Origin of the sequence: Neisseria perflava, from assembly GCF_024170405.1 — a bacterium.
GTDB lineage: Bacteria > Pseudomonadota > Gammaproteobacteria > Burkholderiales > Neisseriaceae > Neisseria > Neisseria perflava_B.
In genome coordinates this window covers 1-12,033 of the sequence record NZ_JALJYC010000021.1, presented here as the reverse complement: position 1 = coordinate 12,033, position 12,033 = coordinate 1, and the positions used below count along the sequence as shown (strand labels likewise).

13 protein-coding genes and 1 pseudogene are annotated in these 12,033 nt (G+C 52.4%); 9 read left to right on the top strand and 5 right to left on the bottom strand.

Translation table 11 applies throughout. The annotated features are described in order from the left end of the window. The first annotated feature begins 110 nt into the window (after nucleotides 1-110). From prmC to J2T37_RS08445, 4 genes are all read left to right on the top strand, one after another. Nucleotides 111-935 (top strand): peptide chain release factor N(5)-glutamine methyltransferase, encoded by an 825-nt coding sequence (gene prmC, locus J2T37_RS08460; RefSeq protein ID WP_253355162.1) that lies wholly within the window; start codon nucleotides 111-113, stop codon nucleotides 933-935. Nucleotides 936-1,109: 174 nt separating this feature from the next. After that, nucleotides 1,110-1,646 (top strand): phenolic acid decarboxylase, encoded by a 537-nt coding sequence (locus tag J2T37_RS08455; protein WP_253355161.1) that lies wholly within the window; start codon nucleotides 1,110-1,112, stop codon nucleotides 1,644-1,646. A gap of 325 nt (nucleotides 1,647-1,971) precedes the next feature. Then, nucleotides 1,972-3,345, top strand: coding sequence for a Na+/H+ antiporter family protein (locus tag J2T37_RS08450; RefSeq protein WP_253355160.1), 1,374 nt, complete (start codon nucleotides 1,972-1,974; stop codon nucleotides 3,343-3,345). After that, a complete protein-coding gene (locus tag J2T37_RS08445; protein WP_253355159.1) occupies nucleotides 3,345-3,563 on the top strand; it encodes a SlyX family protein in 219 nt (72 codons plus the stop codon). The genes J2T37_RS08450 and J2T37_RS08445 overlap by 1 nt, the downstream gene beginning before the upstream one ends. Before the next feature lie 269 nt (nucleotides 3,564-3,832). Here J2T37_RS08445 and J2T37_RS08440 read toward each other — a convergent pair. The 3 genes and pseudogenes from J2T37_RS08440 to lptM form a co-directional block, all read right to left on the bottom strand. Then, nucleotides 3,833-5,119 (bottom strand): annotated as a pseudogene (locus J2T37_RS08440) (MFS transporter). A gap of 252 nt (nucleotides 5,120-5,371) precedes the next feature. Next, nucleotides 5,372-6,592, bottom strand: coding sequence for a diaminopimelate decarboxylase (gene lysA / locus J2T37_RS08435; protein WP_253355158.1), 1,221 nt, complete (start codon nucleotides 6,590-6,592; stop codon nucleotides 5,372-5,374). 5 nt (nucleotides 6,593-6,597) lie between these two features. Further along, the gene (lptM, locus tag J2T37_RS08430) at nucleotides 6,598-6,768 is read right to left on the bottom strand and encodes an LPS translocon maturation chaperone LptM (RefSeq protein ID WP_253355157.1); all 171 of its coding nucleotides are present in this window, start codon (nucleotides 6,766-6,768) and stop codon (nucleotides 6,598-6,600) included. 70 nt (nucleotides 6,769-6,838) lie between these two features. Between lptM and cyaY the strand changes: the two genes are divergently transcribed. From cyaY to J2T37_RS08415, 3 genes are all read left to right on the top strand, one after another. After that, nucleotides 6,839-7,162 carry an iron donor protein CyaY gene (gene cyaY / locus J2T37_RS08425; RefSeq protein ID WP_253355156.1) on the top strand — a complete coding sequence of 108 codons (324 nt, stop codon included), beginning with the start codon at nucleotides 6,839-6,841 and terminating at the stop codon, nucleotides 7,160-7,162. Nucleotides 7,163-7,444: 282 nt separating this feature from the next. Further along, nucleotides 7,445-7,951 (top strand): S-ribosylhomocysteine lyase, encoded by a 507-nt coding sequence (gene luxS, locus J2T37_RS08420; RefSeq protein ID WP_253355155.1) that lies wholly within the window; start codon nucleotides 7,445-7,447, stop codon nucleotides 7,949-7,951. Nucleotides 7,952-8,323: 372 nt separating this feature from the next. Further along, nucleotides 8,324-9,403 (top strand): YkvI family membrane protein, encoded by a 1,080-nt coding sequence (locus J2T37_RS08415; RefSeq protein ID WP_253355154.1) that lies wholly within the window; start codon nucleotides 8,324-8,326, stop codon nucleotides 9,401-9,403. A 102-nt stretch (nucleotides 9,404-9,505) separates the two neighbouring features. On the opposite strand, the gene J2T37_RS08410 is transcribed toward J2T37_RS08415, so the two are convergent. Both J2T37_RS08410 and J2T37_RS08405 read right to left on the bottom strand, forming a co-directional pair. Continuing rightward, a complete protein-coding gene (locus J2T37_RS08410) occupies nucleotides 9,506-10,252 on the bottom strand; it encodes an MFS transporter (RefSeq protein WP_253355194.1) in 747 nt (248 codons plus the stop codon). After that, nucleotides 10,167-10,784 carry an MFS transporter gene (locus J2T37_RS08405; protein WP_253355153.1) on the bottom strand — a complete coding sequence of 206 codons (618 nt, stop codon included), beginning with the start codon at nucleotides 10,782-10,784 and terminating at the stop codon, nucleotides 10,167-10,169. The genes J2T37_RS08410 and J2T37_RS08405 overlap by 86 nt, the downstream gene beginning before the upstream one ends. Nucleotides 10,785-10,986: 202 nt before the next feature. On the opposite strand from J2T37_RS08405, the gene J2T37_RS08400 reads away from it, so the two are divergent. Beyond that, a complete protein-coding gene (locus J2T37_RS08400; RefSeq protein ID WP_253355152.1) occupies nucleotides 10,987-11,223 on the top strand; it encodes an AbrB/MazE/SpoVT family DNA-binding domain-containing protein in 237 nt (78 codons plus the stop codon). Then, a complete protein-coding gene (locus J2T37_RS08395; RefSeq protein WP_253355151.1) occupies nucleotides 11,211-11,534 on the top strand; it encodes a type II toxin-antitoxin system PemK/MazF family toxin in 324 nt (107 codons plus the stop codon). Before J2T37_RS08400 ends, J2T37_RS08395 begins: the two co-directional genes overlap by 13 nt. Nucleotides 11,535-12,033 lie beyond the last annotated feature (499 nt).

The window sequence follows — 12,033 nt, the reverse complement described above, 5'->3', positions numbered from 1 at the left end:
TACGCAGGCAAAATGCATTGGCAAACCCGATACGGCAGGCCGTCTGAAACGCATTCAGACGGCCTGTTATAATGCCGCTGTTTCCATTTATTGTTAAAAGGCCGTCTGAAATGACTTTAGACCAATGGTTGCGGCAGTCGCCGCTGCCCAAATCCGAAGCGCGCATGTTGCTGCAATTTGCCGGCGGCTGGTCGCGCGTGCAACTGATTACCGGCGGCGGCAATGCGTTGGCGGACGATGTAGCGGCGGCGTTGGCGGCGTTGCAGGCGCGGCGTTTGGCGGGTGAACCGATGGCGTATATTTTGGGCGAACGCGAGTTTTACGGGCGCCGTTTTGCCGTTAACCCGAATGTATTGATCCCGCGCCCAGAAACCGAGCATTTGGTGGAAGCGGTCATCGAGCGCTTGCCGCCGCAAGGACGAGTGTGGGATTTGGGCACAGGCAGCGGCGCGGTGGCGGTTACTGTGGCCTTGGAGCGCCCCGATGCTCGGGTGTTTGCTTCCGACATCAGTACGGGGGCGTTGCAGACGGCGCGGCAGAACGCGGCGGACTTGGGCGCGGCGGTTGCGTTTGCGCAGGGCTCGTGGTTTGAGGTGGACGAGAAAACGGCACATGCTGAAAAGCATAGCTACGACATTATCGTTTCCAATCCGCCGTATATCGAATCGGGCGATACGCATTTGACGCAAGGCGATTTGCGCTTTGAGCCGCAAAACGCGCTGACGGATTTTTCAGACGGCCTCAGCTGTATCCGCGAGCTGGCGGCGGGTGCGCCGGATTATCTGAAAAACGGCGGCTGGCTGCTGCTGGAACACGGCTACAATCAGGGCGCAGCGGCGCAGGCGATTTTGACGGCAAACGGGTTTAACCAAGTGGCGACCCTGCCCGATTTGGCGGGGCTGGACAGAATCACGCTGGGGCAGTATCGCTCTTGAAACATGTTCAGACGACCTGTATGTCATTAAGTTATATAAGGAAAATTTCCGTATGATGATGAGGCGCGCTTGATTCTGGGGAAACGGGAGGCGTAAAATGAGGACAGTCAGCAAGTCGCTGATGGGATATAGTCGTTCCACTTTCGTTTGATACAGCGTTCAAGGAGTGTTCAAATGGCCAAACAATTTAAAGACCTCAAAGATTTTATCGGTACGCATTTCATCTACACCTACGACAACGGTTGGGAATACGAGTGGTATGCGAAAAACGAGCATACCGTCGATTACCGTATCCACGGCGGCATGGTGGCGGGGCGCTGGGTAAAAGACCAGGAAGTGTTTATGGACAAAATCACCGACGGCATTTTCAAAATTACCTGGACAGAGCCGACCGGCACCGATGTTTCGCTGGATTTTATGCCCAATAACAACTTAATGCACGGCACGATTTTCTTCCCCAAATGGGTGCACGAACACCCTGAAATTACTGTCTGCTTCCAAAACGAGCATATTCCGACTATGCTTGAAGCGGCGAAAACCCGCGAAACCTATCCGAAATATCTGGTGTCTGAATTTGCCAAAATTACCTATATCGGCGAAGCGGGGGAAAATAACGAAGATGTCATCAGCGAAGCGCCGTATCCGAGCTTGCCCGACGACATCCGCGCCGGACGTTATTTCGACGCCGATTACCGCCGCGTGAGCAAATAAAATAGGCGCAACGGAATATCGCTAAAATAAAAACGAATGCCGTCTGAGCAGGGTTTCAGACGGCATTCGTTTGGGTTGGAGCATAAGCTGTATGAAATCGGAGAAATACAGCGTTTGGTTTTGATGTATGGATAATATTTTGTTTTATATGAATTTTATCCATCAATATGCGATACACGCCCGTAGGCCGTATGAAAATTTCAGACGGCCTGACTTTTGTAGTGGCATGTAAAATCATGTTAGGTTAAGATGTCGTCTGATTTTTTTTTATCTTGATTCATCCTGCGGCCGTCTGAACGCGGCGCAAGAAACGGAGAGCAGGCAGATGAATGCCGTAGTGATTGCAGTAGTGGTAATGCTGGCCTTGTCGCTGGCGCGGGTACATGTGGTACTCAGTTTGGTCATCGGCGCCTTTGTCGGCGGGTTGGTGGCCGGTATGCCTTTGGCGGATGTGGCCGCGTCGGGCGGACAAGCCGCGCAGGAGGGCATTATTACCGTGTTCCAAAACGGTTTGGCCGGCGGCGCGAAAATCGCCTTGTCGTATGCTATGTTGGGCGCGTTTGCGATGGCGATTACCCATTCGGGTCTGCCGCAGCAGCTGGCTGGGGCGGTGGTGCGCAAAATCAATGCCGACGGCCATGCCGAACAAAGCAGCAAAAAAGTGAAATGGTTGCTGCTGCTGGTGATTTTGGCGATGGGCATTATGAGTCAAAACGTGGTGCCGATTCACATCGCGTTTATTCCGATGATTATTCCGCCGCTGTTGCTGGTGTTTAACCGTTTGAAAGTTGACCGCCGCCTGATTGCCTGCGTGATTACCTTCGGCTTGGTCACAACGTATATGTATCTGCCGTATGGTTTCGGCTCGATTTTCTTAAACGAAATCCTGTTGGGCAATATCAAATCCGCCGGAATGGATATTGCTGGTATCAATGTGATGGAAGCAATGGCGATTCCTGCCTTGGGCATGTTGGTTGGTTTGGTGTTAGCGTTTTTCCATTACCGCAAACCGCGTGAATATGCCGACAGCCAAATCGACACCGACATCAATGAATCGGCGGAAAAACAGCCCGAGCCTTCCCGCTACCGCAGCATTGTGGCTGCCGTGGCGATTGCGGTCTGCTTTGCCATCCAACTGATTTATGATGACGCGCTGCTGTTGGGCGCTATGCTGGGTTTTGCCGTGTTTATGGCGCTGGGCGTGGTCAAGCGCAGCGACGCCGACGATGTATTCGGCGCCGGTATCCGAATGATGGCGATGATCGGTTTCATCATGATTGCCGCACAAGGCTTTGCTGCTGTGATGAAGGCTACCGGCGACATCCAGCCGCTGGTTGAGGGCAGTATGGCGATGTTTGGCGGCAGCAAAGGCATGGCCGCGTTTGCCATGTTGTTTGTCGGCTTGCTGGTGACAATGGGTATCGGCTCGTCTTTCTCCACGCTGCCGATTATTACGGCGATTTATGTGCCGCTGTGTATCAGTTTGGGTTTTTCGCCGCTGGCGACCGTGTCGATTATTGGCACAGCCGGCGCATTGGGTGACGCCGGTTCGCCCGCTTCCGACTCCACGCTCGGCCCGACCATGGGCTTGAACGCCGACGGTCAGCACGACCACATTTACGATTCGGTTGTGCCGACCTTTATCCATTACAACATTCCGCTGCTGGTGTTCGGCTGGATTGCCGCCATGGTGCTGTAATGGACGAATTGGAAAACCGCATTACCGAGCTGGAAATTCAGACGGCCTTGCAAGCCGATTTGATGGAAAGCCTCAACGACACCATCGCCAAAATGCAGCAGACGCTGGATTTGCAGCAGGCGCAGCTGCGCTTGCTGTATCAGCGTATGCAGGATAAAGGCGCTAACGGCGAGCGCGAGGCGTACAGCCTGCGTGATGAAATTCCGCCGCATTATTAACGACTAGTCTTCCACTTTAGTTTGATACAGCGTTGCTGCGCCTTGCCGTACTATCTGTACTGTCTTCGGCTTGCTGCCTTGTCTCAAACTAAATTGAAACGACTACTATATATTAATGAAACAACGCAAGGCCGTCTGAAAATCATGTATTTTCAGACGGCCTTGCGCTGCCGGTATGATTAAATGAAAGAAAAAACACCCGTCCGAAATATGCTTTTCGGACGGGTGTTTGGATGTTTGAAACGGCAATGCGTGAAACAGGGCTGCCCTTATTCTTTCACATCCACATCTTTGGTTTCCGGCATCATAAACATCGCAATCAGCGACAGAATGCTGGTAATGACCACATAATAGGCAGGCGCGACTGCGCCGAAGCGGTCAATCAGCCAAGTGAGGATAAATTGCGTAGTGCCGCCAAAGAGCGTGGCGCCGATGGCGTAAATCAGCGAAACGCCGGTGGCGCGCAGCTTAATCGGCATCATCTCCGGAATCGCCACCAAGCTGGCGGCGCCGCTCATGCCGGTCAGCATGGTGACAACAACGGTCACAATCATCAGCACCATCACGCTGCCCGATTCGGCCAGCCAGTAAAACAACGGAATGATGGCAATCATCAGCAAAAAGCGCGGCCAAATCATGGTAATGCGGCGGCCGTATTTATCCGCCAGATAGCCGGCCACCAGAGCGAAGATAAACATCATCAGCCCGCCCAGCGTGGTGGCGACTTGGGCGACCGTGCCCGGCAGATGCAGCGTTTTGAGCGCGTAAGTCGTCATGTAGTTACCCACTTGCGTGGACACGGTGGAAGCCATCATCACCAAAATGCCGAGTACCAGCAAACGGGTATGGCGGGTAAATACCGAGCCGACGATTTGCGCACCGCTGTCTTCGGTCGGTTTTTCCAAGGTTTCCGGCAGTGAGTGGCGGATATACAGTGCAATCGGAATCAAGGCCAAGCTGACCAAGAAAGGCACGCGCCAGCCTCAAGAGACCAATTCTTCATGGGTCAGGTTGGCCGCCACCACGAAGCCGACAATCCCGCCGACCAACACCGCCGCGCCTTGGCTGGCGACCTGCTAGCTGGCGTAAAACGCGCGTTTGTCTTTGGGTGCGGTTTCAATCAGCATGGCCGAGGCCGAGCCGACTTCGCCGCCCAGCGCCAAGCCTTGCAGTAGGCGGGCAATCAAGACAATAATCGGCGCGGCAATGCCGATGGTGTCGTAACCCGGCGTGGCGGCCAAGCCCAGCGTGCCGATGGTAATCAGGGTCACGGTCAGAATCATCGCCGCCCGCCGTCCGGCTTTATCGGCAAACGTGCCGATTAACACGCCGCCCAGCGGACGGGTGAAAAAGCCGACACCAAACACGGCCACGGAAGCCAGCAGGCTGGTGGTGTCGTCGCCGGTAGGGAAGAAGGTGTGACCGATATAGACCGCGAAGAAAGAGTAGATAATAAAATCATAAAATTCCAGCGCATTGCCCACTACCGCCGCAGCAATGGCTTTGACGGGCGGTTTTTCAGCAACTTGCGCTTGCTGTAAGGTATTTTCGTTCATGTTTGTCCTCTTATTCGGGCTGCGCTTGGCGCGTAACCTGTTTTCTTGCGTGCTTCACGCTGGAGCGTGAGACTTTGTTGAAAAAGTCATCCATCTTGTTTTAACCTTTTTTATGTATTTTGTCCAGTAGATTACAAAATCATGTATTGATTTAACTCAGAAAACGGCGTGCATGAAAAAAGGCCGTCTGAAAACAACATGCTGTTTTCAGACGGCCTTTTAAATCTCTATAATGACAACGGCAATAACGGCTTACAAACAATCCAATTCATTCGCCATCTGCTGCTCCAGCGTTTCGCGCTGGCGGATGAGTTTCGCTTCGCTGCCGTTGACCAACACTTCCGCCGCCCGGTTGCGGGCGTTGTAGTTGCTGGCCATGCTTGCGCCGTAAGCGCCCGCGCTGCGGATAAGCAGCAAATCGCCCGCTTCGCAGGCCAATTCGCGGTCTTTGCCGAGGAAGTCGCCGGTTTCGCAAATCGGGCCGACCACGTCGGCGGTAAACGGCGCGGTGTTTTTCTGCTCTACCGCTTCGATATGGTGGTAGGCAGCATACAGGGCGGGGCGCATGAGGTCGTTCATGGCGGCATCGACCATCACAAAATTTTTCTCTTCGCCTTTTTTGACAAACTCGACTTTAGTCAGTAGCGTACCGGCGTTACCGACCAAGCTGCGACCGGGTTCGAGCACCAGTTTCAGATTGCGGCTGCCGATGAGTTTCTGCACCGCGTCGGCGTAAGATTTCAAATCGGGTACGTTTTCATCGCGGTAAACAATGCCCACGCCGCCGCCCAAGTCGAGGTGTTGCAGGAAAATGCCTTCGGCGGCAAGGTGGTCAACCAGAATCAAAATGCGTTCGCACGCTTCCACTAACGGGCTCAAATCGGTCAGTTGCGAACCGATGTGGCAGTCGATACCGACGATTTTCAGGTTGGGCTGCTGCGCGGCGTAGCGGTAGGCGGCCAGCGCGTCGGCATAGGCAATGCCGAATTTGTTGGCTTTCAGACCGGTAGAAATGTAGGGGTGGGTTTTCGGATCGACATCGGGATTGACGCGCAGCGACACGGGCGCGGTTTTGTCCAAACGCGCGGCGATTGCTTGGATACGGTCGATTTCGGGCAGGCTTTCCATATTGAAGCATTTGACGCCCGCATTCAGCGCGAACTCGATTTCCGCTTCGCTTTTGCCCACGCCGGAGAAAATGGTTTTCGCTGCGTCGCCGCCGGCGGCCAATACGCGCGCCAGCTCGCCGCCGGAGACGATGTCAAAGCCGCTGCCCAGTGCGGCAAAGTGTTTGATAATGCTCAGATTGCCGTTGGCTTTGACGGCGTAGCAGATTAAGGGATTCAGCGCGGCAAAGGCTTGGGTGTAGCCGTCAAACGCTTCATTGAGCGCGGCTTGGCTGTACGCATACAGCGGCGTGCCGAACTCTTCGGCGAGATGGGAATAGGGGATGTTTTCGCAATAAAGGGTCATGGGTATCAGTCGGAAGTTTGGGTGGTCGGTTCTTTGGAAGAATTCAGTTGCAGGCCGGTTTGGATGACGCCGAATTTGGCTTTGTCGCCTTCTTTAGGCAGGTACAAATCGCCTTTGAAGCCGCAGGCGGCCAGCAGAAGGGCGGACGCGGCGGCGAAAAATGCAGCGGTTTTCATGGTTAAACTTTCTTCATCAGCGCGAATGTGGCAAGATGGGGTATCTTAAACAAAAACGATGCAAAAAGCCATGATGACCGAAAGCGAATTTATCCGCCACACCGAAGAATTGTTTGAACACATCGAAGATGAAATTGATGAAAACGGCTGGGATTTCGACTGCCAACCCGCCGGAAATGTACTCACCATCGAAGCGGACGACGGCACGCAGATTATCGTCAACCGCCACACGCCCAATCAGGAATTGTGGATTGCCGCCAAAAGCGGCGGCTACCATTTTGCCGAAAAAGACGGCCGCTGGCTGGCCACGCGCGACGGCAGCGAGTTTTTCGAGGTATTGAACCAGGCCTTGAGCGCGGCGGCAGGCGAAGAAGTGGTGATTCGCCCTTTGTAAATCGGGTAGAATAACGGTGTGTTTAGGGTCTGTTAACATTTCATCACGCGGCAATATTTGTGCGTAAAAACGCGGCTGCTGCGTTAAAAATGCTCGCAAGGTGTCCAACCTTGCTGTGCTTTTTGCCTTGCATCCGCGCTTTTCCACACCAAATCTTGCTTCGCGGATGAATTGTCAACAGACCCTAGCGTGTAGGGTGGGTTTTAACCCACCATTGCCGTTTATATCATTATCAAGTGGTGGGTTAAAACCCCCACCCTACATTCATTAAGGATGAATCCCATGCCCTTATTAGACAGTTTCAAAGTCGATCACACCCGTATGCATGCCCCGGCCGTGCGCGTGGCGAAAACCATGACCACCCCCAAAGGCGACACGATTACCGTGTTTGACCTGCGCTTTTGCATTCCCAATCAGGAAATTCTGCCGGAAAAAGGTATTCACACGCTGGAGCACCTGTTTGCCGGCTTTATGCGCGACCACCTCAACGGCAACGGCGTGGAAATCATCGACATTTCGCCGATGGGCTGCCGCACCGGTTTTTACATGAGCCTGATTGGTACGCCGGATGAAACGCAGGTATCCAAAGCATGGCTGGCGGCGATGGAAGACGTATTGAATGTCAAAGACCAAAGCAAAATCCCCGAGCTGAACGAATACCAATGCGGCACTTACCTCATGCATTCGCTGGAAGAAGCGCAGCAAATCGCCAAAAACGTGTTGGCGCGCGGCGTGCAGGTAAATAAAAACGAAGATTTGACGCTGGATGAGGCATTGTTGAACGCTTAACGGTTTGGTTAAATCAGCAAGGCCGTCTGAAAACAGAGTATTTCTGTTTTCAGACGGCCTTTTGTATTTTGTTGGGGTAAAGGTTTATTCCGCCGTAGGGTGGGCACTTGCTGCCCACACGTTTGGTCGGCAGCTTGCGATGTACTGATAACCGCGTGGGCAACAAGTTGCCCGCCCTACGGCTGTTTCAGACGGTCTTACGGTTTAGGGAATACGCATATGTGGCTGTGCCGCGCACCTAATCATGCCGTCTGAAAATTTACACAAAATCACATTTCCCCTTTTCCTGTTCCTGAAATTCTGTTAAAAAGACAAACTGTTGACAATTTCAATCTGAATCGCACGAAAAAACAAGACAGGAAGGGAAAAAAGATGAGTGGACACACCAAACATTCCGTGTCGGCATTCGGTATTGCCAGCACGCTAATCGGCACGATTATCGGCGCCGGTTTCGCCTCGGGCAATGAGATTTTGCAGTATTTCGTGTCGCAGGGCTGGTGGGGCTTGGGCGCGATTGCGCTGTCTTGTTTGGGCTTTTACTGGTTCGGCAGGGTGTCGCTGCGCCTCGGGCAGCACCTGCGCACCAAAGAATATTCCCACGCCGTCAGCCCGTCGGACAATCCGTGGCCGCGCCGCTATTGTGACTTGATGATTACCGTGACCCTGTTTGGTACGTTTGTGATTATGGTGGCGGGCGCGGGCGGGCTGCTGACCAATCTTTTCGGCCTACCGGCGGTGTACGGCTCGGTCGGTATCGGCATTTTGGTGGTCATCAACCTGATTTGGGGCATGAACGGGCTGGTGCGCATTCAGGAATTGATGGTGCCCGCGCTGATTGCCGGTTGCGTTTTGGTCGGCCTGTATTTTACCCTCGACCCGATTCCCGGCGTGGATACGCCGTCTGAAATCATTACTTCGCCGTTTTTGGTGCACTGGATTCCCAACGGCATTTTGTATATCGCGTTTAATTTCCAACTGGCGATTGCCGTGTTGGTGCCGCTGGGCGCTTCGACTGCGGATAAGGCCACGCTGGATAAAGGCGCGTTGGGCGGCGCGTTGGGGCTGTTTGCCGGTTCTGCCATGATTTTTACCGCCTTAATGCTCAATCAGGGCGCGGTGGGCAGCAATCCTTATCCGATGGTGGAGTTGGCGGGGCGGATTCAGCCGCTGTTGAGCTATGTGTATGCGGTGATTTTGGTGTTCGGCCTGTATTCCACTGCGGTGAGCTGCTTTTACGCCACCATCTTGCGCGTGCGCGAGATCAAGCCGTTTGCCCATTTGAACTATATTTGGGTGATGGTGATGATGTCGGCGGTCGGCGTGGTGTTGAGCCGCTTCGGGTTCTCCGATTTGATTGGCCGCATTTATCCGGTATTGGGTTTCGGCGGACTGCTGGTAATGGTGTTTATGGTAATGGTGGCGCGGCGTAAATTGCCGGAATATCAGCGTTAACAGGTTGTAGAAACACCTCCTGCAATCTATGCGAAACAACGATGCCGTCTGAAATCCTATGATTTTCAGACGGCATTCGTTTATTGCAACGCTTTTAAGCCATTATTTGTCATAAATATTCTGACCGTGGGTTTCTTTGATAAAGAACGCCGCAGCCGCGCTAATCGCCATGATGACAATCAGCACCAGGAAGGCAGAAGGGTAACCCGCCGCGCCGCCGTAGCTGTCGATGATTTTACCCATTACTACCGGAATAATCGCCGTACCCAAGTAGCCGAAGCAGTTGACTACGCCGGTCACCATACCCGCATAACGGCGGTCATTGGATTCGTTGCCCACTGTCCAACACAGGGTAAAGCAGCTCATGGTAAAGCCCCGCGCAAACAAGAGCGCCACCAGCAATACCGGAGTCAGTTTGACATACACAAACACCAGCCACAACGCCACGGTAACCCAAGACAAGAGCAGCAGGATGGTTTTACGGTTTTTCAGCTTGTCAGACAGATAGCCGATAACCAGGCCGCTGACGGTAGTACCCATGCCCGCAGCCAGCAGATAGTTGGCCGCCACCACTTTTTCCAAACCGTATTGCTGCATGATATACGATACGCCGTAAGTACCCAGCAGCACGATGTAGCCGGTATAAATACCGATATACACGATGGAAATAAACCAAGTGTATTTGTTGGTAAAAATGGATTTGAGCGCCGGCAACACTTTCACCTGACCGGATACCGGCGGACGGTTTTCCAATTCCGCCACATCAGGCAAGCCCATGTCGCTCGGTTTGTCTTTGACAAACAGCGCCACCAAAATCGCGCAAACCAACATCAAACCGGCGACATACATAAAGGTTGTGCGCCAGCCGACCGCGCCTACCGCCAGTACCAGCGGCGATTGCGCCCCGACCACGCCGATATTGGCGACAATTGCCGGAGAAACCGATCATCAGCGCGAAGTTGCGCGAATAAAACCAGTTGGTCTGCAATTTAATCAAACAGATAAAAATCACCGACAGGCCGACACCGATTAAAAAGCGCGCCAGATACACCATTTCCAAGTTGGGCGCCATGCTGAACAATACCGTGCCGATAATCGAAATCAGGGTAAAGCCCATCACGGTTTTTTTCGGGCCGAACTTGTCCGCCAAAATCCCCGATGGAATCTGCATCAGGAAATAGGCGTAGAAAAACATCGCGCTGATGTTGGCAAACTCCATCGTGCCGATGTTAAAGGTTTGCTGCAAATCGTTTTTAATCACACCCGCCGACATGCGGTGGAAAGATACGAAGATATACAAAATGCCGAGAATCCACCACACTACCCAACGATAGCGCTCCAGTTTTTTGACGGCTTTTTCTTGAGATAGATCGTTACTCATGATTTCATCCTGTCTTTTTGTTGTGATATTACCGTTTAGTTGATAACGCAGACAGACAACTTTTGCATGGATTTAAGTCAAAAAGCGTAAAGAAAAGTTGAAGAAAACAACCATGCCGTCTGAAAAATGCGGATTTTCAGACGGCATTGCCTTTTAAAATCAAATGTAATAACATTGTATAAACAAATAAGGAGCAAGCAACATGAACATCACCATCCGCAAAATGGGCAATTCGCACGGCGTGATTCTGCCTAAAGCCATCCTGACCCAACTGGGTTTGGCCGATACCGTCGATATGCAAATCAGCGACGGTAAAATCATTTTGAGCAAACCGCAAACCGTGCGCCAAGGCTGGGCGGCGGCAGCGGCGGCATTGGCCGATGAAGAGGCCGTATGGCCGGAGTTTGCCAACGAGGATGACGAACAATGGCAATGGTAGTGCGTGGCGAAATCTGGCTGATTTGCCTGGATCCTACTGTCGGCAGCGAAATCCAAAAAACACGCCCCTGTGTGATTATTTCGCCGCCCGAAATCCACGATTACATGAAAACCGTATTGGTCGCCCCCATGACCTCCGGCGGTCGTCCCGCACCGTTCCGAGTCGGGGTGTCCTTTCAAGGTAAAGAAGGGCTGATACTGCCCGACCAAATCCGTGCGGTGGATAAGCAGCGTCTGGTCAAGCGTTTGGGCAAATTGGAAGAAGCCACGCAAGAGCAGCTGTTGGCAGTGTTGCGGGAAATGTTTGTTTAATGAAATAAAAATGCCGTCTGAAAATCCAGACTTTTCAGACGGCATGGGGTTAATCAGGCGGGCAGAAAATGCCCGCCTTTGCCTTTATAGTCGCCCCAATTTAATTTGATACAGCGTTGCTTCGCCTAGCTCGAAGAGGGGAATGAGCTAAACTGCTGAAGCAATAAGTTCATTCGACCCGTACTACCTGTACTGTCTGCGGTTTGCTGCCTTGTTTCAATCTAAGAACCTGTATTCACCATCTTGATAGCGGCTTTTTATTGCCTAATCACACGCCTACTGCGTTGGACTTTTACGCCAATCGTCCAGATTTGCATAAATATCGCCTTGTATTCGTATGATTATCCAACAAAAGTCCATCTATCAATCTTATGAATACAGGTTCTAAATTACAACGACTATATTTTAGGGGCTGTACTAGATAATTAGAGCAAATTACCTTTTACTAACTGTTTCAAAATAGAAATTTGAGATTTTATTTCACTGTTGTTAAAACGCC